28 protein-coding genes are annotated in these 25,773 nt (G+C 40.1%); 9 read left to right on the forward strand and 19 right to left on the reverse strand.

Translation table 11 applies throughout. From position 1 onward, the window contains the following. The first annotated feature begins 44 nt into the window (after nt 1–44). Nucleotides 45–2,039 carry a type I DNA topoisomerase gene (gene topA, locus BMW42_RS13985; RefSeq protein WP_092768751.1) on the forward strand — a complete coding sequence of 665 codons (1,995 nt, stop codon included), beginning with the start codon at nt 45–47 and terminating at the stop codon, nt 2,037–2,039. 32 nt (nt 2,040–2,071) lie between these two features. On the opposite strand, the gene BMW42_RS13990 is transcribed toward topA, so the two are convergent. Next, on the reverse strand, nt 2,072–2,458 hold the full coding sequence (locus BMW42_RS13990; RefSeq protein ID WP_092768754.1) for a hypothetical protein: 387 nt from the start codon (nt 2,456–2,458) through the stop codon (nt 2,072–2,074). Between the two features lie 1,198 nt (nt 2,459–3,656). Between BMW42_RS13990 and BMW42_RS13995 the strand changes: the two genes are divergently transcribed. Both BMW42_RS13995 and BMW42_RS14000 read left to right on the forward strand, forming a co-directional pair. Next, nucleotides 3,657–3,905: a hypothetical protein gene (locus BMW42_RS13995; protein WP_092768757.1), complete on the forward strand. Its 249-nt coding sequence runs from the start codon at nt 3,657–3,659 to the stop codon at nt 3,903–3,905. Nucleotides 3,906–4,037: 132 nt separating this feature from the next. Continuing rightward, complete coding sequence (locus BMW42_RS14000) at nt 4,038–4,673, forward strand: recombinase family protein (RefSeq protein ID WP_092768760.1); 636 nt, start codon at nt 4,038–4,040, stop codon at nt 4,671–4,673. 389 nt (nt 4,674–5,062) lie between these two features. Here the strand turns inward: BMW42_RS14000 and BMW42_RS14010 are convergent, their stop codons facing one another. The 18 genes from BMW42_RS14010 to BMW42_RS14095 form a co-directional block, all read right to left on the reverse strand. After that, a complete protein-coding gene (locus tag BMW42_RS14010) occupies nt 5,063–5,473 on the reverse strand; it encodes a hypothetical protein (RefSeq protein WP_092768767.1) in 411 nt (136 codons plus the stop codon). A gap of 12 nt (nt 5,474–5,485) precedes the next feature. Continuing rightward, nucleotides 5,486–5,953, reverse strand: coding sequence for a KfrB domain-containing protein (locus tag BMW42_RS14015; RefSeq protein ID WP_092768770.1), 468 nt, complete (start codon nt 5,951–5,953; stop codon nt 5,486–5,488). A gap of 2 nt (nt 5,954–5,955) precedes the next feature. Continuing rightward, nucleotides 5,956–6,156: an entry exclusion lipoprotein TrbK gene (gene trbK, locus BMW42_RS14020; RefSeq protein WP_092768773.1), complete on the reverse strand. Its 201-nt coding sequence runs from the start codon at nt 6,154–6,156 to the stop codon at nt 5,956–5,958. Nucleotides 6,157–6,219: 63 nt separating this feature from the next. Continuing rightward, nucleotides 6,220–7,524, reverse strand: a complete 1,305-nt coding sequence (locus tag BMW42_RS14770; RefSeq protein WP_171260739.1) for a TrbI/VirB10 family protein — start codon at nt 7,522–7,524, stop codon at nt 6,220–6,222. Continuing rightward, nucleotides 7,521–7,973, reverse strand: a complete 453-nt coding sequence (locus BMW42_RS14030) for a hypothetical protein (RefSeq protein ID WP_092768776.1) — start codon at nt 7,971–7,973, stop codon at nt 7,521–7,523. The genes BMW42_RS14770 and BMW42_RS14030 overlap by 4 nt, the downstream gene beginning before the upstream one ends. Nucleotides 7,974–7,975: 2 nt before the next feature. Then, nucleotides 7,976–8,926 carry a P-type conjugative transfer protein TrbG gene (gene trbG / locus BMW42_RS14035; protein WP_092768779.1) on the reverse strand — a complete coding sequence of 317 codons (951 nt, stop codon included), beginning with the start codon at nt 8,924–8,926 and terminating at the stop codon, nt 7,976–7,978. 14 nt (nt 8,927–8,940) lie between these two features. After that, nucleotides 8,941–9,624, reverse strand: a complete 684-nt coding sequence (locus tag BMW42_RS14040; RefSeq protein WP_092768782.1) for a VirB8/TrbF family protein — start codon at nt 9,622–9,624, stop codon at nt 8,941–8,943. Between the two features lie 97 nt (nt 9,625–9,721). Next, nucleotides 9,722–9,994: a hypothetical protein gene (locus tag BMW42_RS14045; protein ID WP_092768785.1), complete on the reverse strand. Its 273-nt coding sequence runs from the start codon at nt 9,992–9,994 to the stop codon at nt 9,722–9,724. After that, a complete protein-coding gene (gene trbL / locus BMW42_RS14050) occupies nt 9,994–11,595 on the reverse strand; it encodes a P-type conjugative transfer protein TrbL (RefSeq protein WP_092768788.1) in 1,602 nt (533 codons plus the stop codon). The genes BMW42_RS14045 and trbL overlap by 1 nt, the downstream gene beginning before the upstream one ends. Before the next feature lie 52 nt (nt 11,596–11,647). Next, nucleotides 11,648–12,418: a P-type conjugative transfer protein TrbJ gene (gene trbJ / locus BMW42_RS14055; protein ID WP_092768791.1), complete on the reverse strand. Its 771-nt coding sequence runs from the start codon at nt 12,416–12,418 to the stop codon at nt 11,648–11,650. Further along, nucleotides 12,396–14,897, reverse strand: coding sequence for a VirB4 family type IV secretion/conjugal transfer ATPase (locus tag BMW42_RS14060; protein WP_092768794.1), 2,502 nt, complete (start codon nt 14,895–14,897; stop codon nt 12,396–12,398). The genes trbJ and BMW42_RS14060 overlap by 23 nt, the downstream gene beginning before the upstream one ends. An 18-nt stretch (nt 14,898–14,915) precedes the next feature. After that, nucleotides 14,916–15,230, reverse strand: a complete 315-nt coding sequence (locus tag BMW42_RS14065) for a conjugal transfer protein TrbD (protein ID WP_092768797.1) — start codon at nt 15,228–15,230, stop codon at nt 14,916–14,918. Then, nucleotides 15,230–15,688, reverse strand: coding sequence for a TrbC/VirB2 family protein (locus BMW42_RS14070; protein WP_143047422.1), 459 nt, complete (start codon nt 15,686–15,688; stop codon nt 15,230–15,232). Before BMW42_RS14070 ends, BMW42_RS14065 begins: the two co-directional genes overlap by 1 nt. A gap of 14 nt (nt 15,689–15,702) precedes the next feature. After that, nucleotides 15,703–16,668 (reverse strand): P-type conjugative transfer ATPase TrbB, encoded by a 966-nt coding sequence (gene trbB / locus BMW42_RS14075; RefSeq protein WP_092768800.1) that lies wholly within the window; start codon nt 16,666–16,668, stop codon nt 15,703–15,705. 179 nt (nt 16,669–16,847) lie between these two features. Beyond that, nucleotides 16,848–17,123 carry a helix-turn-helix domain-containing protein gene (locus BMW42_RS14080; protein ID WP_228143138.1) on the reverse strand — a complete coding sequence of 92 codons (276 nt, stop codon included), beginning with the start codon at nt 17,121–17,123 and terminating at the stop codon, nt 16,848–16,850. Between the two features lie 432 nt (nt 17,124–17,555). Continuing rightward, entirely contained in the window at nt 17,556–18,029 is a 474-nt protein-coding gene (locus tag BMW42_RS14085) for a hypothetical protein (RefSeq protein ID WP_092768803.1), read from the reverse strand. A gap of 16 nt (nt 18,030–18,045) precedes the next feature. Continuing rightward, nucleotides 18,046–18,765, reverse strand: a complete 720-nt coding sequence (locus tag BMW42_RS14090; protein WP_092768806.1) for a nucleotide-binding protein — start codon at nt 18,763–18,765, stop codon at nt 18,046–18,048. A gap of 19 nt (nt 18,766–18,784) precedes the next feature. After that, entirely contained in the window at nt 18,785–19,120 is a 336-nt protein-coding gene (locus BMW42_RS14095) for a TraK family protein (RefSeq protein WP_092768808.1), read from the reverse strand. A 385-nt stretch (nt 19,121–19,505) separates the two neighbouring features. Here BMW42_RS14095 and BMW42_RS14100 point away from each other — a divergent pair, with 385 nt between their 5' ends. From BMW42_RS14100 to BMW42_RS14995, 6 genes are all read left to right on the forward strand, one after another. Next, nucleotides 19,506–19,868, forward strand: coding sequence for a plasmid mobilization protein (locus tag BMW42_RS14100; RefSeq protein WP_092768811.1), 363 nt, complete (start codon nt 19,506–19,508; stop codon nt 19,866–19,868). A 1-nt stretch (nt 19,869) separates the two neighbouring features. Continuing rightward, the gene (gene traI / locus BMW42_RS14105) at nt 19,870–22,323 is read left to right on the forward strand and encodes a TraI/MobA(P) family conjugative relaxase (protein ID WP_092768814.1); all 2,454 of its coding nucleotides are present in this window, start codon (nt 19,870–19,872) and stop codon (nt 22,321–22,323) included. Then, on the forward strand, nt 22,320–24,278 hold the full coding sequence (locus BMW42_RS14110) for a type IV secretory system conjugative DNA transfer family protein (RefSeq protein ID WP_092768817.1): 1,959 nt from the start codon (nt 22,320–22,322) through the stop codon (nt 24,276–24,278). The genes traI and BMW42_RS14110 overlap by 4 nt, the downstream gene beginning before the upstream one ends. Next, a complete protein-coding gene (locus BMW42_RS14115; protein WP_171260740.1) occupies nt 24,271–24,843 on the forward strand; it encodes a S26 family signal peptidase in 573 nt (190 codons plus the stop codon). The genes BMW42_RS14110 and BMW42_RS14115 overlap by 8 nt, the downstream gene beginning before the upstream one ends. Then, complete coding sequence (locus tag BMW42_RS14120; RefSeq protein ID WP_092768823.1) at nt 24,836–25,669, forward strand: lytic transglycosylase domain-containing protein; 834 nt, start codon at nt 24,836–24,838, stop codon at nt 25,667–25,669. The genes BMW42_RS14115 and BMW42_RS14120 overlap by 8 nt, the downstream gene beginning before the upstream one ends. A 13-nt stretch (nt 25,670–25,682) precedes the next feature. Continuing rightward, nucleotides 25,683–25,773 (forward strand): ArdC-like ssDNA-binding domain-containing protein (locus BMW42_RS14995; RefSeq protein ID WP_143047423.1); only part of this gene is annotated, 91 nt, incomplete at its 3' end.

The following is a 25,773-nucleotide window of genomic DNA, read 5'->3' on the forward strand; positions in this document are numbered from 1 at the left end:
CTTGAATGAGTGCCTAAAAAAACTTATAGAATGGAGTAAAACTAATGACGACCCTTATCATTGTTGAGTCACCCGGAAAAGTTGGCAAAATATCATCATTTTTAGGGAGTGATTTTAAAGTAATGGCTAGTGTCGGCCATGTTCGTGATTTACCAAAAAAGGGAATGGGAATTGATGCTCCAAACTTTTTATTAAATTATGAGCCAACAGAACGAGGGGAAGGCGTTATTGCAAAGCTAAAGGCCCAAGTTAAACAATCTGATCGTGTACTTTTAGCAACTGACCCGGATAGAGAAGGAGAAGCCATTGCATGGCATTTAGCCGAAGCCTTAAATCTAAAAAAAAGAGAACGTATTACTTTTGGTGCTATTACAAAAGATAAGGTACTCGCAGCAATTGCAGATGCTCACGAAATTGATATGAATAAAGTTCATGCTCAAGAGGGCCGCAGGGCATTGGATCGGATTATTGGTTATCGTGTTAGTCCAGCCTTAAGCAGTCGCACCGGGTTAATGTTGGGCGCTGGGCGTGTCCAGTCGCCAGCAGTTAGACTTGTTGTTGATCGTGAAAGAGAAATCGAAGCGTTTAAAGTAACTCAACATTTTGGCGTTGATCTTGTTTTTAATAATGAGGATCAAACAACGTGGAAGGCTGCATGGAATACTAAACCACATATTGCAGAAGGTGAATCATACTTATTAGATAAAGCTTTAGCAGAGCGTGTTGCAGGCATTAAAAGCGTAACCGTTACTAAATATGAAAACGGTGAAAAAAGTCGCGCCCCATCTGCCCCGTTTACTACTTCGACACTACAGCAAGCAGCCGGGACCCGCCTAAAGTTTAAGCCGAAAAAGACAATGGATTTAGCTCAAAAACTTTATGAGCAAGGCGCTATTACATATCACCGGACAGATTCACCAAATATGGACGTTGAAGGTATGGCAGACATTGCTAGTTATGCTGAAAGCGTAAACTGGCCTTTATCAGAAAAAAAACGTACTTGGAAATCGAAAGAAGGCGCACAAGAAGGGCATGAAGCAATCCGTCCTTCTCATGCAGCAGACCTAGATTTAGGCGAAACAGAAGACGAGAAAAAGCTTTATCGTTTGATTTGGGAACGTGCTATTGCATCACAGTTACAAGACGCTGTTTATGCAGTTAGAACGGTTGAGTTGTCCGGGGATGTTGACGGCCTTCCTGTTGCTTTTAATGCGACTGGTCGCACTTTGGTTAAGCCGGGATGGTTGGCTGTTTATGGAGATGATGAACCCGATGAAGATAGCGAAAAAGAATCATCAAACCCTATTCCACAGTTAGCAGAAGAAATGCCTTTAGCAGTAGATAAGGGGTTAATGTTAAGTAAAAAAACTAAGCCACCTACACGCTATAAAGAAACGACACTGGTTGCAGAAATGGAGCGTTTAGGTATTGGAAGACCTTCAACGTATGCGGCTATTTTAGAAAATATTTCAAATCGCGCATATATCGTAAGTGATGAGAAAGGCTATTTAAGACCAAGTGAAATAGGCAGCACAGTAAGAGACGGATTAGTTAATAACTTTGCTTTCGTTAATTTAGACTATACAAGAACACTTGAAGAACAGCTTGATGATATTGCAGAGGGCAAGACCTCTTATTATGATGTTGTGTCATCGGCTTGGGCTGCACTTGATCAAGAGTTAGAAAAGTTGAATCAAGTTGAGTTTAAGATAGCGCACCCTTGCCCGGAATGTGGTAAGGCCCTGGGCCGTCGTAATGGACAATATGGGCCATTTTGGAGCTGTACGGGTTATCCTGAATGTAAGATTTCATTGCCGGATGAAAAGGGTAAGCCCGGAGTTAAAAAAGCACCTCCTGCACCTACTGGCATACCTTGCCCGGAATGTGGCAAAGACTTAGCTAGACGACAAGGTGAAAAGAAATCAAAAGTAAAAGGAGTTAAGCCCCGTAAGTATGATTTTTATAGTTGTACTGGTTATCCAAAGTGCGATAAAAAATTTAATACTGGCCCGGATGGAAAGCCAATTCTTACAGAGTAACAAAAAGCCCGCTTAAGCGGGCTTTTTGTTGATTATGGTTTATTGCACTCAATTTCTGCAAACCTTTGTCCGTTCTGACAAAGTTCAACGCCAGTCTGCTTGTATTGTGAATATTCTTTTTTATTCTCTAAATCTTTTTGATTTTGAAGCAACCATTGTTGATCCCTTCTTGCCTGATCCGTCTTAAGATAAGCGTTTGCTGATTGGGTAGACTGCCTAGCACTGTCATTAAACTGTCTACTATTCTGATTTGCATTATTTACCAGTTGTTGCATTTCTTCTTGTGAGAATCTATTAGAGTTCTGCATTGAGCCTTGAATAGTCTCAGCAACTTGTTGTTTAACGTATGCTGGATCAGGAGAAGCTTGCAGGGTAGTAGCCCCGATAAGAGCTAGTATTGTTATGAATAATCTGTTCATTTTTTTACCTCTATCTATTGAAGAAAGTAAAGCAACCTTAAATGAGTTAATGAACACCAAAAGTAAATATTCAAAATTCACATACTTTTAAGAATTGCGTTAATAATCACTTGATATATAGACCAAAAAAAACCAGCATCGAGGTTATCGGTTGCCGGCTGTTAAGTGCCTACTATAGTCTATGGGCTATATTTTGTCTATAGTCTACAGCATATAAAAAGTGCAAATTTTACAAAAATATAACAGTATAAAAAATATATGAATTAAAAAACCCCAAAGGATTGATCCTCTGGGGTTTTGTTTGGTAAAGTGTTGCTACGCAGTTATTCGATGGTGACACATCGTATAACGAAGATCATATGGTTTGGCGACCGATATGATTTCACCTTACGGCTTGTAGCATGGCTCTTATTCTAACGTAATGGCATAAAACTGCAAGTTCTATACTGAATTTTCTTCGTTACACGTTCTTAGTACGGTTGTTATCGTATGTTATTCCATCGGATCAGCTTAAATGCTGGGCCTCGCCTCCTACTGCGTCCGTTTTACGGCTGGCGCATAATGTGGGTCGGGGTAACAACGCTTGCACATTATGGCGATTGTCGAAAGGCAGAAGCTGCTACAAGGGGCACTCTACAAAGCAGCACGTTACGAGTAGTTCAAATGTAGGCTCAAAGTTGTATGTTGGGGCAACCCTCGCAGAGATGAGTCACTTTGTTCGGTCAAGAGCGTGTAGAGACGGCACATAAGCCGGAATCTTGACCTGCCAAGGATTGGTTATGTTTGATCCTTGGCGCTGATAACGACCGACGGGCGGCTCCGAAGCCAAAAATCAGGTTGTTCGGCAATACTTCTAGGGTGTATGACCAATTTTTTTTATTGGCGTACCCTAGGCCGAGTATTGCCGAAACTCTCTCAAGGCTCACCAAAGCCAATAGGTTAAACACCAAAGAGAAGCGAAGCGAACGACGTGTTTAAGCGGCTTTGGTAGACTTGATAGAGAGTTGAGAACATTAGTACAACGAGCCTTATAGACATTATTAAGTTGATCTAATGAACTACTTTTATTAAGAAACACCAAAAGGAAAAATACTAAAATCAATATTCAGCTTAGGCTATAACCTGTTATGCAGTAACGATTGAAATGCTATATATTCTAGTTAGTGTTACTCAGTAACGAATACTAGGATTGTTAATTATGAAAGATAAGAAAGATAAAAATACTTTAGAGCTGGCACTTGCTAAGACCAATGCAGAAAGGCAAAGAGAGTACAGGGAACGAATCAAGAATAAACAAGGTAGTGTAAGGCTAAACACTTATATTTCAGACATAGCAGATCAGAAGTTAAATCAAGTTATGAACACTCATAGTTTAAGTAAGAAAGATGCTATTGCTTTAATTCTAGAATCATTAACAGACAATCAAATAAAAGATTTGGTTAGCTAATTTAACTAGCTCAGATGAACCTAGCTAATTAAGGTTGCTTTAATTAATTTTGTCCATATAAGCAAACTATGGTTTAATAGGGTATAGCCTATTGATCCTTTTAAATTTTATTAAGTCAGGAACAAAAAATTAATGAAAGTAGCCCGCATTTATTTACGTGTCAGTACAGATGATCAAAGTTTAGAGCGTCAAAGTGCTGTAATTGAAAATGCTAAATCTGCGGGTTATTACGTTGCTGCTGTTTATAAAGAAAAAGCGTCCGGGGCGCGGGCAGATCGGCCAGAGCTAGTAAGAATGATTAATGACCTACAACCGGGCGAAGTTGTTATTGCAGAAACAATTGATCGTATTAGTCGTTTACCGTTAAATGAAGCTGAAAAGCTGATAGAAGCAATCCGAACCAAAGGCGCAAAATTAGCTATACCGGGAATCATTGATCTAAGTGAACTATCAGAAGAATCGGAAGGCATATCAAAAATTGTTTTAGAAGCTATACAAAACATGCTTTTAAAGCTGGCCTTGCAAATGGCTAGGGATGATTACGAATTGCGTCGAGAGCGTCAAGAAAGAGGCATTGAACTAGCAAAACAAGACCCATCTAAGTATAAAGGCCGCAAGCCTGATGTTAAGGTGCATCAAAGAATTATTGCTTTAAAAAAGGCAGGCAATAGCATTTCAAGGACTGCTGAACTGGCTGGGTGCAGTCAAAGCCAAGTTAAACGAATTTGGGCCAACCATCTAAAAAGTGAGATCAATAAAAATGAATAAAACTATCAATATGCTGTATCAGTTTAAAGATTTTGGGCGTTTCGTACTTAAAATATTTTTATGGTTATATAGTTTTATAGCAATTGTATTTTGCATCATGATTAGTTTTACAGATAAATCATATTTTGAAGCGTCAGACGCGATTTTTAAGGCTTTAGTAGCTCTATTTGCTTATAAAGCTTTTCCGTATTTTATTGACTGGTGCATTAAGAAAATTAGAGTTAATCAAAGTTTAACTAATAATTAGTTTTTTCTTTTTGGTGTCATATTTTGCAATTCTTTAAAAACAGCCTATTTTTTGAATTTTTATATAATTCATTTACTTATAAAGCCCTGGGCGAAGATCCAAAACTGACCACCCAGCTGTGGCCAGTGTCATATTTTGCCTATTAGTAAAGATCGTTATACATTTTTGCTAATCTATTCCAATCTGATTTTTTAATGTAAGTCACATAAATATCTTTGCCGATATATGAGGTATCACCGTCAACCAGTACGCCATTTTCTTTAGCTAAATCCCCTACTGCCTTATTGAACTCCATTCCACCGTTTGGAATCTGACGGCTAGTTTCTAGGGCAGTCTGTAGTTCAGTTGCCTTATCATTACCAATAGGACTTTTCAGATCAAAGAAAACAAATACCATTACTAAAGTAATAATAGGAAAAATGAAAGCTGGAAAGTTCCAAGGCTTTTTGTTCTGAATGAAAAAATTATAGATAGCTATTCCGCTTAAGACTGCAAAAATAACTGTTAAAAGAGCGAGATATTTAATATCTAAGCCATAATAATAAAGACTCATAATTTTTAACCTTTAAAGTGAATGACCGTGATTAACGGTTTTTTTAGATGCTTTTTGATCCTGTTTAGATTCTTGTGCTTGATTGCCCTTTATTTCGCTTATACGACCGTTTAAATATGAAACTGATAAGTTACTGCCGATATTGAAAGAAGTAGTTTCAGGGCGAATTAAAGCCTCAAATTCAGTTTTATTATGCTTAATAATTTTTCCATTACTAAGCTGAAAAACTGACCGAGAATCAGAAAATAGAATCGGCCCGACAGATTCCTTTAATTTTCCATCTTTCCCCATATCCGGGCGTTGAGCTTCACTTAATTGATATATTCCACGGGGTAAACCATTCTCAGGTAGAACCTTTTGAGTGATCCACTCACCGCGAATAACTTGATCAATTTGACAGCTACCGTTAAGAACAACAATCTTTCTTGATCCTTCCGGTTTCATCAGTTGTGGGGGCTTTTTAGGATTTGAGCTATCCATATTTAATAGGTCTTGTTACGAACAGGATTATTTACAACTTCACCACTGGTAAAACATTTTTCAGCAAAAGTTGCACGTTTAAGATCATCTTTAATTTTTGCAATATTTTCAGTTTTACAATTTTCATCATTAACTTGAGGGATTTTTTCAGAGCATCCAGTTATTAAAAAAACACCAAAAAAAAGGATTCCTAATTTTTTCACGGCTTATTTCTCCTGAAATAAAAAAATATGGCCGCGCATCATGCACGGCCATAATAGTTAAAATTAACGTCGTTGGGCCATTGGATGACCTTCCCACGGTGGTAAAATAATGTCCTTGTTTACCATAATATTAAATTGATAGCCGGGGCGAATTTGAATAGTTGGTTGTATATCCATATTTCGCTCAGCCATTTTCATTCCTAATTGCCCTAGTTGTTGACCTAAAGCGCCTGCAATCGTTTGTGATGCTGAATAATTTTCCCCATTTTGTGCTTGAGGTTGTGACAATTGAACACCAGCAGAAAAAGCAGAAAGGAAAATAGCACTAGCAAACATTTTCCCGTAATGGTTGTTTACTTTGTCACTAAAACCACCATAGCCGCCTTTATCTGCACCTGTCATATTATCTAAAGATAGTGATGATCCATCGGGGTAAATAATACGTTGCCATACAACTAATGCACGGGATTGGCCTAAAGTAATGCCGCTGTCATAAGTACCTATTAATTTTGCGCCCGAAGGTATTAACAGATTTTGGCCCGTTGCTGAATCATAAACTGCCTGACGTACTTGCCCTACAATTTGCCCCGGTAAGTCTGAATTAATTCCGCTGATTAGAACGCCCGGAATAACTGTACCCGCTTTAATTTCTACATTTGGAACTAAGGCAGCTTTACGTTCCCGGCCTAAGTAAGTTTCAGCGTCAAGTGATTCTGTTAAAAATGCTCGTTTCTGAGCTTGACCATTTGCAGCCGCCATACCACTAGCAGCCGCTTGTTGAGGCATAAAGCCATTTGCACCACCACCAGCACCATTACTAGCAGCATATTGTTGCATTAGCTGTTGAGCATCTAAACGACCATTAGAGCTTATACCTTGTGCTTGACCTGATGCTATAGATTCTTGTTTCTCTACTTTTGTACTTGCTTTTAAAGCTTGATCAAACTCATTTAAACGGCCATCTTCAAGTTGTGAAATTTGGCGTAAACGTGCTGTCATTGCTTCTGATTGTTGGGGCGGTTCGATCACTATATTGTTTTCTACTGCCGGAGCTGGGATCGTTGGATCTTCGGTTATAGTTTCTTCCGGTGGAGGGGTTGGCATTTCTGCAAACATATCACCTTCCGGTTTTACAGGAGGTAGAGCATTTCCTGTTACTTGTGGCGGTGCTGGCGGTTCTGAATTTTTGCCTGACGCTGCATTTACTCGACTAAAATAAGTATAGCTAACCCCAGCAACTGCCAATAAGAGCAACCCAACAATTACTAAAATCGGAGTACGGTTTAAGCGACGAACACCTTGCCCTTTTTTTGGTGCTTCAAAGTAATCGGGTGAAGCTTCGACTTTTGGATTAGTATTGTCAGTCATTGATTTAACTCCCGTGTCATGAATGGAGCAACAGGAGTTATATCGCCAGCCGTAGTACGTGGGTAATATCGAGTTGCTTCAATATTGTTATATTGAAGCCGTAGAGCATAACCATATTCTATAGGGGTGCTAATGTAGCGTAATAGTGTGCCTTGAGCTACTTCCTCAATGCTTTGAACGTTTTTCAGTTCGACAACACCAAAGCCGCGCGATGCAAGTTTTTCTTGCATTGTTTTAGTTAAAATGTCGGAGCGTTTAGGATCAATAATAATCGTTGTTTTAGCTGGCGGCAAAGTACGTGCTAGATATGCTACAGAATCACTTGCAATTATTTCTGCATCTTGAGCATTTAAGCCGGGTGCCACATAAGACATACTAGGACGCATAGTAGTACAGGCGCTTAAAATAGATACTGCAACAAGTGGAATAAATAGTTGATGACTTTTCATATTTAATTCCCCTTGCGTGAAAGAGTAACTTTAACTTGTTGACGGCCTACACCCTGGATTAACGCGGCCCGATCAATTACTTTATCAACTACATAACGATCACCGATAACACGATAGTTAATTAGTTCCTTATCTGATCTAAATAGTCCACCTTTGCCAAGAGCAACAAGAGCCGGAGCATCACCGCCAAAGTTCGAATTTGGGAATTGGATATAAGTTTTACTTCCATCTGTATAAACACGTTGAGGCTTCCAAGCGGGATTATCGCCAGTCATTTTAAAATCAAAATCTAAATTCGCTAGGTTTTGACCATTCGACATTGTAGTACCGTTTATGTGCTTAACTTGAGCCTCTTTATATACTTGCCAAGCGCGATCCATTTCATCCGGGTAATCGAAAGATAAAACTGGTATCCATGATTTTTGAGAGCTTGCGAGTTTAATTGTATAAGTACGTCTATCAGTAACTACAAGCAAACTTGTTACAAGTCCTGCATTATTTGGCTTAACAATGATAAAAGTTGTTGTATTTGCCCCTACGCCTTGAGTTGCGGGAGTAACAGACCAGCGAACCTTATCACCTACATGAATGTCATTAACGACTTCACCGGGTTGCAATGCAATGCTGCAAATTTGCAAAGGACTACATACAAGCGTTGGTAAGGTAGCACCAAAAAGATATTTAACAGAACCGTCTTTACCAGTTTGAGGCTTATCTGGGTTTTTCTTCCATTTCTCAGCTAGTTTTAATCCGTGAATTTCTTTAGCATCTAATTGCAGTTGTTCAGGTGAAATCATGTGCAACGGGGGCAATTGTTCCGGTACTGAGTTATTAACTGGAATAGGGATATATTGAGATTGTGAGCCGCCATTATTTAAAGCCGGGACGTTTTGAGAAAATGCGTGAGTTGCTAGTGTCGAAAGTGCAAAAGCAAGTACAAGTTTATTATTCATAGTTTCACCTAATTTTAAATGCGAGTTGTCCAAGCGTATTGACGGACATAAAGACCAAGCGGATTACTTAAAATTTGTTGTTCAGTTGAAGGGGCTGCAATTGTTAGTGTTAAAGTTGCCTGCCAGTTTTTAACAGAGACAACTTTTCCTGAGCGTTGCTTAACTGTTTCAGTCCATTCAACTTGCCAAGACTCAGGGGAAACAGGAATAGCTGCTTTTACTTCAACTTCAACCGTTTCATTAAGTGAGCGACGATAAGGATCATTTTCGCGGTGATACATTGCCAAGTTTTGGTAAGCAGCACTATCAGGCAAAGTCATGGAGTACGTGCGATCTACAATGTCCTTTTCGGCACGTAAATCTACATAAACCGTTCTAGCACCTATGATCCAGTCACGAACTGCGGCCCGTGTTTGAACTTCTGTCGGAGTGCTTGCCTCAGTCATTCTTGTGGTACGTGTAATTTCACCAAATTGGTTGCTTTCAACTGCATAAGGAATCACTTGTGACTTCATAGAAACAGCAACTAAACCGCCCGAAGTAACTAAAGAAACACCGAGCGCACAGAAAAAAGCAACGCGCCAGTTATTACCGGTTTTAATAATGTCGCCATAACGCTCATTCCATTCTCTACGAGCAGCCAAATAAGGCGTTTCAGGACTTTGTTTTTTGTCCTCATTCGCTTTTTTCTTCAACATTTGATTATCCAATTTGATAGTCTATAGCCTATATTATTGAGCAAAAATAAGCCCCATAGCAAGAACTATGTGAAATATTTTTGCTCAAGTCATAAATTTACTTTTGGTTCGGTTTTTCAACCTTTTTGGGAATATCTTTGTAATGTTTTCCAAAGACAGGCGCTTTACTTAGCGCACTTGCAACGGTATGTCTAACCGGGTTGACAAGGTAACGACGAACAATATTTTTTTTGTCTGTTATCTGTTTATCAATATGATCTAGTTTTCCCCCATGCCCTTTTTTTCTAAGCCATTGGCCCAGCGCCCAAAACGACAAACCTAGAGTAAAAAACGAAATCAGAATAAGAACACCAAAAATAGAATCACTCACTATTTCTCTCCTTTTGGTGTTTTATCTACATCATTTTCATTGATTGCTGTCTCATGAAATGCACCATCTGAGTTTGCTGATGATGGGCTTAAGGGTGATTGAGGGGCATCCGATACAGGTGCTTGAGGCATATCACTAGGACGTATTACATTTTCTTCGGTAGCGTTCTGAGCGAAATCAGAGCTATCTGTATCAGTATTGGCTGTATTATCTTGAGTCGGTGATCCAAGTGATAAAGAAGCTGCGCCTTCCATGCCCGGAACTGATAAAGCAGACATCATACCGCCAGCCCTAACGGCTGCATTTGCTAAACCTTGAGCCGCGGCTGTGTTATCCCCAGGATTTGATTTTTTCCCATTTTCAGCTTGTTGTGCGGCTTGTTGTGGGCCACTACTTTGTTTTGGGGTGTCTGATCCTTGAAGGTTAGATGAACCCCCCGGATTATTTGAACTACTAGAATTATTTGAACTATTTGGGTTGGCTGGACTAGTTGAGCTGCTAGGGTTAGCACTACCGCCCAAGCGTGGAGCAACAGAGTCAGAGTTACCCGCTAAGCCACTTGTAGCAGCTTGCCCCGGATTAGTACCTGAACTTGTAGAAAGACTATCACCCAATGATTTAGCTAAATCACTTCCACCAGCAGCTTGCCCGGCAGCATTTGCAGTAGCACCAGCAGTTTGCATGAAACTTGAAGCAGCAGCAGCCCCAGCCGTTGCACCCGCAAGAGCTACAGCAGCCATACCACCTACACCCGCGCCATTACTCGTTGAACTTCCGGCAATAATGCCTTGGATAAGGTCAGGGATTGTTTTTGCAATATAAGCACAGGCTAAAGCTAAACCAACCATTGTCCACATTGAAGCATCATCCGAAGTATATGCAGCTTTCCACGCTATTGCAGATTGATTAATTAGGCCAACGATTAAAGTTAAAACAAAGAGTTTTGCCCCTACTGAAACAGCATAACGTGCAATAGCTAAAGCATAATCGCGTGTCCAAGCTGAACCACCAAACCCCATAAATAAAACAGCAGCATTAATAACAATATAAGATTCAATGATTGTGACGGCCATATAAGCCCCAATGAATGCAAAACATAACATCACAATTGCCGCAGCAAGTCCGATCATCACGCCTGCTACCGGATTAAGTGTCTTGGTTTCACCAATTTTTTTGGCAAGTTCGACGGCAGTTGTAAAAATATCGGCTGGCGCTAATCCGGCCTCACCTAATCCCGCAGCATTTGCACCTGCAATTTTAAAACTTTCAACAATTGCTTCGGCCCATTCTTTTGCATAAATTAAAAGAGCGAAAAAGAATCCGATAGTTAAAATAAAACGAATTAATTCCCCAACAATTTCACCTAAATCAGCTTGTTTGAACACCAAAGGGAAAAAAGTCCATACAAAATAAATTGTTGCTAAGCCCCAAAAAAGCTTTATTGCATAGCCTCTTAACCTAGCATCCCAATTGGTAGCACTTTGCTGGATCAGGTCAAGCAGTCCGGTAAAGTTTCCGGCTGGATCAGCAGCCATTGCATTAGTTGTAAATATGACTAGAAAAATGGCTAACAAGCTAGGGAATATCGCTCGTTTTAACATAAGGTTCTCCAAAAAATAGCCGTCATTTGAGGGAATGACGGCCGTTTTCTAATTAATATTTTTTGTCGCGATTGGTACTATTGATTTCGCCTTTTTTGAAATTATCAATATAAGCGTCATCGACTGATTGGCGTTCCTGTAGCTGGGCCATATAGTTGCCTTGCAACTGAATTTGAGTAGCCACAAGGTCGCGGAGCTTTTGAAGTTGCTGGACGTTTTGAGCTGCAATTTCATTTCCGACTTGTGTTGCTTGCATACGGCCTGCCGCAGTTTGTGAGCGTGAAACAAGTTGATTGAGCATTGCATCTTCTGACGCAAAAGTACCTGTATTCATCCCTGCCGCTTGCATTGCTGTACGGGCATTATCAAAGCCTTGAGCCGCCCATTTTTTATAGCGATCCGGCATAGCTACAGATGATTGACCATGACTTTTTAAATAGTTGTCATAACCTTTGTATTGTTCTCGGAATTTATTATCTAAATTCGATACATTACGGCCCAGTGATTGAGCTTCGTTATAAACACTTTTAACCCGGTTTAAGTCGTTTGTAATTTGATTGAAAACGCGATCCGGGAGTTGCATACCCTGCTTAATCATGTCGTTGTACTGTTGAATGTTTACGCGCAACTGATCGGCAGTATTCAATGCAGTATTTACTTGCTGTGCATACTCGCCAAGTTGCTGATAAAAAGTCGAACAGTTTGCACAGTAATAAGTTAATGCTTGAGCTTCTTGTGTGGGGGTGAATGTTAGTCCACTCGCCATAATTACGCCTGCCATTAAAGCAGTGAGTGATTTCTTAGTTTTTAAGATATTGTTCATATCTAACTCCTTTGTGTTCAAGCCAATGTAACGGCCAGTCTGAGCCGTGTTCTGTTTTAAGTTGACGTATATCCGCAATATCTTCCTTGTTTGATACAGCTACAAAGGCAAGCGTAAGCGGCCCTAAACCTAGCTCGAATAAGCGTCTGCCAAGCGGTGACTTGTAGTAATACTGACGCTTATATTGAGCATTTTTTAAAATGCTAATTTCACGATTATTTAAGCCAAAAGTTTTGTAAAGATCGGCTGGCCCCGGATTTTCTTTACTGCCTTCAAGGTCAGCTTCTTTATTTGGTAATAGAATTTTTGTTGGACATTGCTCAATTAAAACGTCTAGCAGTCCTGAATTAACCGCATCTGATAAACTTTGTGTCGCAAGAACAACTGAACAGTTTTTCTTACGCAATTCTTTTAGCCATTCGCGCAATTTTTCGCGGAAGACCGGATGCCCCAACATTACCCATGCTTCATCCAGTGATAAAATTGAAGGCTGGCCGTCTAACGACTGCTCAAAACGACGGAATAAAAATAGGAGAACAGGTAGCGCGTTTGCATGTCCTAATTTCATTAACTCGTCAATTTCAAATACAGTGAAGTTACTTAATTTTAAGTTATCTTCTTTACCGTCTAGCAGATGCCCCATTGCCCCGGAGATCGTGTAATGACTAAGAGCGTCACGGATTTCTAAATCTTGCACAGTAGAAACAAAATCAGTTAAAGATCGAAAATCTCGCGGAGCATCTTGCAGTAATTTTAATGCGCGTGTAATTTCCGATTTTTGGCTTGGGGAAAGTTGCTTATTTGCTTGGAGTTCAAAGCATGTTGCAAGCCATTCAGCAGCCCATAGAAAGCCTGATTTGCTGTCAATTTCAATAAGTGGCGCTAAGGCTGGCGTATCATCTTCATCACTGCCAATATCGTAATGTAAGCCACCTGTAGCGTTTACGAGTGCATACAAAGATCGACTTTTATCGAAAGCAAAAATATTGGCTGGCTTTGTTGTTCCGTCCATTCTTGTGCGGCTACGATAACGCATGAATTGAGCGCAAAGTGTCGCTAATAGTGTGGATTTACCCGCACCAGTTGGGCCAAAAATTAGAGTATGACCAACATCACCTACATGAATATTTAATCGGAAAGGTGTAGCGCCACTTGTAACCGTGTGCATTAAAGCAGGCGCATCGGTCGGAAACATTTCTTTATTTGGGTTATTGATAAGGCCCGGCCAAATACTTGCTAATGGGAGCATATCAGCAAGGTTTAATGTATGCACCAAAGGGCGACGGACGTTAGGATATGTTTGCCCCGGAATTGAACCCAACCACGCCTCTAAAGCATTAACTGTCTCAATTCGTGCGGCAAATCCTTTTCGTTCTACTTCACGACGCACATAGCGGGCATGTTCTTCTAAAACCTTTCGATCTTCGTGCATGAGGACAATAACAGGCGTGTAATAACCATAGGCAACAAGTCCTGATTTAGCGTCATTGATAGCTACTTCTGTCTCTTGTGTCATAGCCATAGCATCAGTATTTACCATGCCTTTTTGACTTTTCATGACTTGTGACCAAAAGCCGCGAATCTTTTGTTGCCATTTGAGACGGTAACGATTAAGAGCTGCAACAGCTTCTTGTTCTTCCATGAAAATGAATCGTGACGACCAGCGATAAGCCAGCGGCAAGTTATCAAGAATATCAAGAACACCCGGAAATGATCCCCCAGGAAACCCTTCGATTGAAACGCAAGAAATAAATTTATTTCCTAATTTTGGTGTATCCCCCGGCCATAGTTCAGGAAATCCAAGCCAAGCATCTAAATACATCGGACAGTCTGGAACACGCAAAGCAATACTTTCACCTGAAATAGAAAAATGTAGATAATTTACGAGTTCATCACTTAAATAAGATTGTTCACCTTCTCCAACTGTAAATGCGCCCATGCGTCGCATGTGTAATAGATCGGCCAATCCGTCTTCAAGGTCAGATAAACGTTTTTTAAAGTCTGCAAGAATACGGTCGGCTGGTGAAGAATCATCACGACCATCATCATCATAGACAAGTTCACTTAGTTTAGAGTCTCGACGGGTAGGCGGTAAAAACTGCAAAACAAGGGAATATTCTGTTTCGTAATGACTATCTTGTTTTTCAAATAAAGCACGACGTTCAGCGTCAATTAATGCTGAAATTGGTTCAGGGAAATGCGACACGTTCGGAGAGGGATAGCCCGGAGATTCTAAACGAGCCGCATCTGTCCACATAGCCCAGCCTGCACCAAACCGCGAAAGGTAATTATTGACCAGTGCCGTCAAATAGTTACGGTCTGAGTTCGTTGCGGAAGCGGTATCATCACCACGGAAAAAGAATCCAGCCATCAAAGAGCCGTCCTTACCCAAAACAATGCCGTCATCAACTAGAGCCGCAAAGTTAAGCAAGTCCGGCAGCCCTGCTGCTTTTCGTCGGAAAGGTGCTAAAGCTAACATATATGCCCCTATTTGTTATTAGTAGATACGCGAAGACTTAGCAACGCGGAAAGGTCTAGAAAATGGGCCATAGTAGTGCCCGTATTTAAGCTGGCGAATATATACTTTTGACATATTCGGATCAGCCTTAGCCATTTTTCGAAGTGCATGAGCGCATATCATCCAAATGATTAAGCCCAAAACAGTTGCAACAAAATTCATTGCTGAAACGATCAAGCCGCCTGCAATCAACATTGAGAAAAGCATGAGTTCACGTTCCCCCCCTGCAATCATTTGCGGGCGGTGTAATGCACGATGAAATGGCGTTACACGACGTTTATCTTGCTCACTCATTACTTATGAATCCCCGCAATAGACGCAGCTTGAGCTTTGGCATAAGCAACAATATCAGCCTGAGCAATAACGGCATCGGCTGGTAAAACTGCACCTGAGAACAGAACACCAGTAAGTAATGAGTTTGCAAAAACGATTAGACATACAACAAGAACCACGTAAATAATACGTTTCGTAAATTCCGTGATTTCACCGCCCCAGATCAAAGTAGCACCACAGGCGACGATACCGAGCAGAGCGATAACAAAAGCAACTGGGCCACTAATAGAACGTTTTAGTTTGTCCAGTGGGCCTTCCCACGGTAAACCTGCACCACCGCCAGCCGTAGCGTCAGCAGCATGAGCAATATCTACAGCACCAAAAAGAAGGGCTACTGCAAAAATTGATCCGATAAAATAAGGGCTTTTAGCAAATGCCTTAATATTGAATTTAGGCGCTGTATTGATAGTTGATTCCATTTTGATAACCTCGATTAAATTGGTTGGGTGATGTAATTTGAATTGTCAAAACCAACCACTTTGACAACTTCTTTAATACGTCTTCCGACGTGGGGAACTTTTTCGATAGATATAATCAAATTAACTGCTTCGGCAATTAGAGCTTGCATGGGTGCTTGCGTTGCTTCGGCAACAAGTTGTTCAATTCGGATTAACCCGGCATCTGCACTGTTTGCATGTACCGTTGCTGCACCTCCGGGATGACCAGTGTTCCAAGCCTTAAGAAGTGCTAAAGCTGCACCGTCTCGAACCTCACCAACTAAAATACGATCCGGGCGTAAACGCATTGTTGCCTTTAAAAGTCGAGTCATATCTACATGATCAACAGCGCGCATAGTCACAGCATTTTCTGCACTACATTGCAACTCGCCTGTGTCTTCAATAATTGCAATTCGATCATGAGGGGAAGCCTCAGACATAAACTGAATAATCGCGTTTGTAAGTGTGGTTTTTCCTGTACCTGTACCGCCTACAACTAAGATATTAAGTCGATCATGGACAGCTTGTTTAATGGCGTTACACTGTTCAACCGTCATAATGCCGCTTGCAACATAGTTATCTAAAGTGAAAATCTGAACAGCTTTTTTTCGTATTGTGAAAGTTGGCCCAGCGACCACAGGAGGAATAAGCGCTTCAAAGCGTGAGCCGTCAATTGGTAATTCACATTCTAAAATTGGATTTTGTGCTGTAATTTGGGTGCGGAGTGTTGAAGCCACTGTACCCATTAAAGACTCAGCTTGAGGCGCTGACATTACGCCTACTTTCTCCATAGATTCGCCTAAGCGTTCAACCCAAAGCGAACCGTCAGGGTTAAGCATGATTTCAATAACACGGGTGTCTTCGAGTAGACCGCAGATCAGTGGCCCAAGTTCCCGCTTTAATTTTTCCTTGATACGTCGATCATGTTCACTTGTTACTGGTAAGGGGTTTAGGTCGTTCATGATTCTCTCGATCTTCAATTTTTTTTGATGTTAAAATATAGCTATAACAATTCCGTTACTATAGTCTACAGACTATAAAAAAAGCAATGTTTTTATCTTCCTTTTTGGTGTTTATTTTTCACCAAGCAATAAAAAAACCCGCATAAAGCGGGCCTGATAAAATCTTTAAATCTACTGAGTTATGGCTTTAAAAGCTTCCATAATGGTTGACCGACAACGTTAGCTAATCGGGCCATATTATCCACATTAATTGTACTTTTTCCGGTTTCAACTTCACTAATCCAGCTTTGAGCAAATCCTGTAATTTCGTGAATTTTATGTTGTGATAATTTTCGCTTCTTTCGAGCATCTGAAAAATTACGGGCGAAAACAAGTCTCTCAGGTGATACAAATGTATTTGAGTTATTTTCCCCGATTTTGGCTTGTGAATTTGTGGCTTCACCCTTTTCGTTCACTCAGTTTCTCCATTTCAAAAAATCATATTCACAGCGAATTAAACGCGATAACGCAATGTAACAATTTCGCATCTTAACAAAAAAAAATTACGTTTGGCAAAATGTGAAACTTATTGATTGATAATTAAACCAATATGGCTAAATTAGAGCTAAAACCTTAGTTTTATGTGCATTTTTGTTCATAGTCATTAAAAAAATGTAATCATAAACCGAGTTTTTTTTGAGCTTTAATTTAATGCAATATAACAAAACCTTGCTTAAAAACACCAAAATAGAAAAATATTTTTTATTGTCATTAATTACTTCATATTACATTTAATTCCGACTTAATAAAAAAACCCACTTAATGAAGTGGGTTTTTTAAATACATTATCGCGTAATAAAAGTGCTATTTAATAATCAGCATCATAATAAAAATTAGAGTTTAAATTGCTACTTAAGCACAGCAACAACTAATATTAATAATGCACAGCAAATAGCAATTACCGCAGCGATAATTGACGTATTTCTTGATGTTCTTACTTCCAAAACAGTTGCGGCTTGATCATTAAGTTGACGTTTTAAGTCATCATTCAATTGAGCCGCTTGTTTTAGAGCTAATGAATATGCTTCTGCTGCTGATTTATTTACCACGTCTTTTATTTCTTGTGCAACGTATTCAGTTGATTGGGTAATAATTTTTTCAGCCGTTTTAGTGGCTTGCTCTAATGATTGTTCAGTGTGTGTTTGGAATGATTGAATTAATGCCCGGGCTTGATCGTCGTAAGTTTCAGAAAGCAATTCGAGATAGTGCGCTAGCACTATCTCGTTTAGTGAAACCGTAACAAGCACCGGATCATCTTTAGTCAGTAGTACATTGTGTTTTACTGCAATCTCTTTACGAATCGCGTCAAAATCTACTGGCATGTCCGCTGCCTCCTAATTACATAATTAATGCTAGTTGCTGAAAAATTGCTGTCTTAACTTTTGCTAAGCGAGACTTAGACATTAAGCCAAACTCAGGAGATTGGGCGACTTCTTCAAACGTCATTTTGCTATCTAGCATTTTTTTAACGTCTTCTCCGAATGTGCTGCCTGTTTGACGGGCAATAGTTACGATGCCTAAAACACGATCTTTATTATTTTGATATACCTTCATTTCTTCAAAAGATTTGCCTTCCGCTTCAATGTCTCCAAAGAACTCATTTAGCCATACCACTATTTTTACATTTTCCGGCATTTGTTCGACCAGTGAAGCAAAGCCGCTTAGTGTGTCACGAATTGCTTGACCGCCTGTAATCACTGTATGAATGATAACCTGTTTTCCATTTTCACCGATCAAGTTAATAGCATCATTTTCAGCGATATAATAAGACAAAGGAATAAAAGAAGCTGCACCATTATCTACAACGAAATTTGTATCTTCGACAACGATTTGTTCAATTAATTGGTCAAAATTACGCTCAACTAAAGAACCGCCTTCCATTAATTCTAAACGTTGAGTATTGAAAGCTTTATAGCCCGCCAAGGTTGCATTAACTGGGTCAGTATCCACAGCAATGACTTCTTCATTTTTTGATTTTAGATATTGAGTCATGATTGCAGAAATGAATGATTTTCCTACACCGCCCTTACCTTGTAACGTGAAATGTACTTGTTTCATTTTAATACTCCAGTCTGTTTTAAATGAGGTCGTTTCTTGCGTTTCCGCTGTTTGGGTCGTGACTAAATCCTTTTTTTGGATCTCGTCCTGTTTTTTGTTCCGTTGGTTTTTCCGCTGGGGCTGAGTTGCTAGCGGTTGATTGTCTGACAACTTCATCTCCTTTTTGGTGTTCTTCTGCTTCGATAAATCGGGCAACATATTTTGTAAATTGAGGGTATCCGAATCTAAGTATGTCCTTATTTTCCTCATAAATAGTCTTCATTGGATAGCCAGCGTCAAGCATCTCTTTAAATCTTTCACGGTGAGCGATGAATGCAATACGGCCTTCTCCTTTACGGGGTTTAACGCTGCTCATCTCCTCTACTCCTTACACGTTTTGAAGCTTAAAGCAGAATTATTGCATAGATAGGCAACTATAAGCAACTATAAGCAACTTTAGGCAATTATAGGCAACTTTAAGAGGTTCTGCAAGCTATTTTAGGCAACTTTAGGCAATTATAGGCAACTATAGGAAATTATAGGCAATTTTGCAAAATGTCACGGGTCAGATTGGTGGTTTCTTAAATAATTTCGTATAATTGTCAGGTATTGGATGGCAAGATGTGTATTGTACGGGTGCGGGCGAAGCCCTTTCCCTACAATACTGCCCCCTTATTCGCCATTCGGCTCAACGGGAAATCTTGCTCTACGAGGTCAACAGTCGCTGCCGCGACTCTCAAAAATCAGCATGAGGGAAAAATATGTCAGAAGATCAAGCACCAAAAACAAAAGCCCGAAGACGGGGAAAGCCTATCGAAGTTTGGGTAACGGATGATGAAAAAGAGGAAATAAGAGAGAGGGCAAAAAATGCAGGATTATCTATGTCGGGCTATCTTCGGGCATTGGGTTTAAATCAGCCTATTAAATCGAAAGTCGATTTATTAGCTGTTTCAGATTTGGCAAAAGTAAACGGTGATCTTGGTCGAGTCGCGGGCCTCTTAAAATTGTGGCTTGCTGAAAAAAGAGGTCAGGGAGCTAGGCCCTTTGAAGTTGAATCAATGATGAAGGACTTTCGAGCTATCCAGCAAGAAATGCTTAAACTCATGTCACAGGTAATTAAATGAAATGATAGCGAAGCGCGTTCTTAGAGAAAAAGGCACATCATCGGCCGCCCGGCTGGTTAAGTATATGGTAGCGGCTCAGGGGAAAAATGATCCTCAAACATGGGAACGAACAGCCGATTATATTTTAGCGACGGATGATAAAACCCATAAAGGTGAAAGGGTCGGCAGTTATCGGGTGACTAACTGTGAGACAGATGATCCAGCAGCAGCCACAGTTTTAATTGAAGCTACTCAATCAATTAATTCACGATCTAAGAATGACAAAACCTATCATTTAGTTTTTTCTTTCCCGCCTGGGGAGAATCCACCCTTAGAAGTTTTACATGATATTGAAGATCATTTAGTTGATTCCATTGGTTATAGGGATCATCAAAGAATATCAGCAGTTCATATTGATACGGATCATCTTCATGTTCATGTGGCTATTAATAAGGTACACCCGACGGGTTTCCAAAATATCGAGCCTTACTATGATCAAAAGCGATTAATGGAGGCGTGTGAGCGCCTTGAAGTTAAACACAACCTACAACGAACTAATCACGGACTAAATGACAATGAGCGAAATAGAAGTAATGAACGATCAAGAACAGTTGGATCAAGAGATTCAGGAACAATCGAACTTAACCCAGCACAGCGACCAGAACTTAGAGACACAAGATTTAGACGATATTTACGAGAGTCCTACGATCTCACGTTTACCGGAGAAAGACCGCCCAAAACCTTCAACGATTTGCGAACGTTGTCCGGCAGCAGTTTGGATGGTGCAGCCCAAAGAGCTGAAATGTTACTGCAAGGTAATGCACTTGTTGGTTTGGAGTCAGGAGGAAAAGCACCCGTTCACAGCTTGCGACGGGAGAGAGCAGGCGATAGAGGAAATATTACTCAAGATGGAGGAGGATTAGAGTTCTCAGAATCGGAAGCCTTGGCCCTTGGTGCGTTCGATGAAACTGCTTTGTCTGAATATGATGCAAAAGAATCTCAAGAGCAGACACCAAAAGGCAAAGCAGCAGATATTGAAAACCATAGTGGACTAGAAACACTTTCGGGCTATGTGGCCCGTGAGGTAGCGCCTTCAATTAGAGAAGCTAAAAGCTGGAAAGAAGTCCATGAAGCACTTTCGGAACATGGGCTTTTAATGACGCAAAGAGGTGCGGGCTTGATCATTGGTGATCCTGAATTGCCTTTATGGGTACGGGCTAGTAATTGCAGCCGTGATTTATCCTTGAAGTCTCTAACGGATCGTTTAGGCCCTTTTGAAAAGTCTAAAGGACTAGCAAGCGAATCTAAGAAAAAGTTCACCCCAAAACCCCGGCAAAATCACCCAAAAACTGCGGAATTATTTGCTCAATATCAACGTGAGAAACAAACAAATATTGCAGCGCGTAGAAATGGATTTGCCAGCATTAAAGCGGAAAATTTACAGTTTAAAGAGCAACTGGCTGCATGGAGTAAAACACAACGAGCTTTATTAAAAATGAGTCCGAAAGGTGCAGCTAAAAAAATTATGTCTGCAACTATTACTCAACAAGCAAATGCTTCACGTTTAAAACACCAAAAAGAAATGGCAGCAAAAAGAGAGGCATTGTTTAACAAGACTTCAACACCAACATGGGCTGAATGGCTATGCAGGCAAGCAGAAGCAGGCAATCTTGATGCTTTAGAAGTCTTAAGAAGCAGAGAGCTAAAAGAGGCCCAATTTAAAGCTGATCTACTTTCTGCAGAAAGTACGGATAGAGCTAAAACCTATATCTTGAAAGCACTAAAACCACAGGCCCGTAATGATGGTTCTATGTCATATAAAACGGCAGACGGTGGGCTTGTAGTTGATAGGGCTTCGCATGTTAAGGCCGAAAAAGCTACAACAGGGGCGGCTATGGTTGCACTTGAGCTGGCATCCAAGCGTTTTGAAGGGCAGGCTTTAATTGTAGAAGGTAGTGCAACATTTAAACAGGAAGTTGCACAGCTTGCAGGACTTCATAGATTAAATGTTAGTTTTGCCGATCCTGAAATGGAGCGTATCAGACAGTCTATTTTAAGCCAAAAAACTGAAAATAATTTAGTTAAAAATACCGTTCATATACCGACAGAAGAAACTTTAAAAGATCATAAAGTTGAAGAAAAAACCGACGAAAATATTGCTAAAAATGGAAGTCTTTCTGTAGAGAATTTTATCAATGAACGCAATAAAGTACGTGAAAAATTATCGTCTATAGACTATCATAAGTTATGGACTTCTGAGGATGCAGGTAGCTTTACTTATGAAGGTCGAAGGAAGCTTAAAGATGGTAGCGAAGTGCTGCTTTTGAAACGTGGCAATGAAATTTTTGTCAAACCATCTAGCGAACGTGTTGTTGCTAAAGCTTCAAAATTGAAAATTGGTAGTCCTGTTAAATTAGACGCTCGCGGTCGTTTTGTGGGTGATAAGAAAGTTAAATCTAACGGTATAGAATTATGAGCCAAAAAGAAGTATCAATCACTAGATTAAGGTTGATTGGTAGTATTTATTTAGTTGGATATGAAGTCATTTTAAATGGTGTTTGTACTCAATATATAGCTAAAAAGTTTGCATATCATGCTGGGTTAGGTCAGCCCGTTATTGGTAGTGTTTACAATCCGTTTAACTGGTTTAAATGGCTTTTTAATTATTATAATTCTGCCCCTGAAATTTTTAATATTGCATTTATTATATTCGCACTAGGTACAATGTTAGGGCTTGTTACATTTGTTATTGTGACAGGTATGAAAGCGCGAAGTTCACAAAAGCATGGTGATGTTCACGGTACAGCGCATTTTGCTACTGCTCAAGAAGTAATAGAAACGGGATTAATGCCGTCAGAAGGTAATCAGGGAAAGGGCGTATATTGTGGTGCTTATGATGATCTTAAAACAGGTCGAACCCATTATTTAAGACACGATGGCCCTGAGCATATTTGCGCGTTAGCGCCTACTCGTTCGGGTAAAGGGGTAGGGCTTGTATTACCAACTTTATTAAGCTGGCCTCATAGTGTATTTGTCCTTGATCGTAAGGGTGAAAACTATGCAATGACAGCAGGCTGGCGTAAAGAAAAAGCAAATAATGTTGTATTGCGATTTGACCCGGCAGAGCCAAATGTAGGTTGTTCTTGGAATCCACTAGCCGAGGTCAGATTTAAAACTCGTTATCAAGTTTCAGACGCGCAAAACATTGCCCTTATGGTTATTGATGATGATGGTAAAGGAATTTCAGGCGATCATTTTAGATCAGCAGCTTTCGAGCTTTTGAATGGTTTAATCCTACATGCTTTATACAAAGGGATTACAGTCGGCCGTACTCCATGCTTACAAGATTGTGGTCACATGCTAACGGGAGTAGGCGATTTTGCAGCCCCGGATACAGAAAATGACTTAGATCAAGACGAGGAAGGCGATCCAAAAGCATTATTGGGCCTTTTTCATGAAATGCGGGATATAGAGTTAGATACTGAAAATGATCCAGCAGCGACAGAAGCTAAACTTGTAATTAGTGGCGTTGGTCGTCGAATGGCTGGAACGCCAGCGCGTGAGCTGGGAAGTATTATCTCAACAGCCAATAATGCTTTGTCACTCTATCGTGATCCAATCGTAGGCGAAAATACTTCTCGCAGTGATTTTACAATCAGTGATCTTATGGATCATGACCGACCTGTTTCACTTTACTTTATTACTACCCCACGAAATGCGGATCGTATGCGACCGCTTGCCCGTCTTTTACTTACTCAGATGGTTTTAACACTTGCGGATCAAATGGAGTTTGATAACGGACGCTCGAAGACAGTTCACAAACATAGACTTTTACTTTTGCTTGATGAATTTCCGACACTTGGAAAGTTAGAAGTTTTTGAAAGTGCGCTTGCTTATATCGCTGGTTATGGCATGAAAGCATATCTAATTTGTCAAGACGTACAGCAGCTTTACAAGGCCTACACAAACTATGAATCAATTATTTCTAACTGCCATATTCGAGTTGCTTATGCACCGAACAAAGTAGAAACAGCGGAATGGATGAGCAAAATGACCGGGCAAATGACGGTTGTTAAGGAGCAAATTTCTACATCGGGTAAACGGTTCGGAATGGTGCTTGATCAAGTTTCAAGAAGCTATCAAGAAATTCAAAGACCATTAATGACACCCGATGAAATTATGCGTTTACCGGGGCCAACAAAAGACACTAAAGGCGATATTACTAAGCCGGGCGAAATGCTTGTATTTGTAGCTGGTAATGCTGTTATCCGTGGTCGCCAAATCCTTTACTTTTTAGACCCTGTTTTTTCAGAACGTTCGAGAATTAAACCACCACAAACAGACGTTGTAAGAACTACACCAAAAGTTAAAAAAGATGCAGTCCAAGCAGAAGCTAAGACTCAGAAAAAGGGGTTTAAAGTTCATGAATAAATCAAAAAAAATTGGCATTTTAAGTTTGAGTTTAGCAGTCGTTATAGGTGCAGGGATTCCACTAGCTCACTCTTTTGGTGTTCGTGTTAATCAAACTGAATCAGCACCTACTGGCATTTATATAGTGAAAGATTTAGCACCAAAAAAAGGGGAAATGATAGAAATCTGCCCGCCTAATGTTGAAGTTATTCAGCTAATGAATCAGCGCGGCTACATGCAAAGCGGCATGTGGGGGAATTGTGAAGATTTAGGCGTAAGCCCTCTATTAAAGCCTATCTCTGCTTTAGACGGTGACGTTGTAGAAATTACACCGGGCCAACCTGTCAAGGTTAATGGAATAGTTTTGCCAAACACTCAAGCAATGTCTGCAATTCCGGGCTATCCACCGGGTAAATACATAGTTGGACAAAATCAGTTTTGGGCTTTTTCAACCTATAACGCTGGCAGTATTGATAGCCGTTATTTTGGCCCACTGTCTATAAGAAATATTAAAGGAAATGCTAAACCAATTTTAATTAAGGGTGATATTTCAAAAGTTTCAATGGGAGTTGTTAGCAATGATTGAGTTATTTGCAGCATGTGCGCCTAATGTAGCACCGTACACATTACAGGAAATTATTAGAGTTGAAAGTTCATTTAATCCTATAGCGGTTAATGTAAATGTAAGAAAAGTGAACGGAAAAAGAGTCCGTTTTAATTCACCTATCAAAAACATCAAAACTAAAGAGCAGGCAATCTATGTATCAAAAGCCGCAATTCGTGCGGGCCATTCAGTTGATATGGGATACATGCAGATTAATAGCACCAATTTAAAAGCTTTAGGCTATACCGTCGATGAAATGTTTAACGATCCGTGTAAAAACATCAAAGCAGGCGCAAAAGTATTAACAGCTTTTTACTCAAGAGCAGTTAAGCAATATCCCAACGAACAGGCGGCTTTACGTGCTGCTTTATCAGCTTATAACACTGGAAATTTTAAGAACGGTTTTACAAACGGCTATGTAGCTCGATTTATTAAAAATGGCAATTCAGCAAATATTCCTGATTATCGCCAAAACCAAGTAGCAGCAGTCCGGGTAAATACAGCAAATAATCAAATGACCAGTATGCCTTCTACAAGCTTACCTACTTCAATTTTTTATGATCCTAGAACTCAAGGGAATAACACAATGAGCAATAAAGTAACTATTAAACCAGTTGTAAGTGAATCTCAAAAAGACGCAGGCGTTGCGGGTGTGCAAGTTCAATACACAGCAGATGAAGCAATGCGAAATGGTGCTTTTGTAGAAACTGCAATGTCAGAAGCTGATGCGTGGGAATCTAACGGGGAGATAGCACAAGAGCAACCCCATTCAACAGCAATTTTTATCGCTGGTGCAGAAGTTCGATAATTGGAGTTAATTCATGAAACAAGAATATGCAGAAAGTGTTGCAGCTCGAATTATTGAGCAATTAGAGCAGGGTACAGCACCTTGGTTAAAACCTTGGAAGCCGG

Source organism: Acinetobacter sp. DSM 11652, from assembly GCF_900109815.1.
Classification (GTDB): domain Bacteria; phylum Pseudomonadota; class Gammaproteobacteria; order Pseudomonadales; family Moraxellaceae; genus Acinetobacter.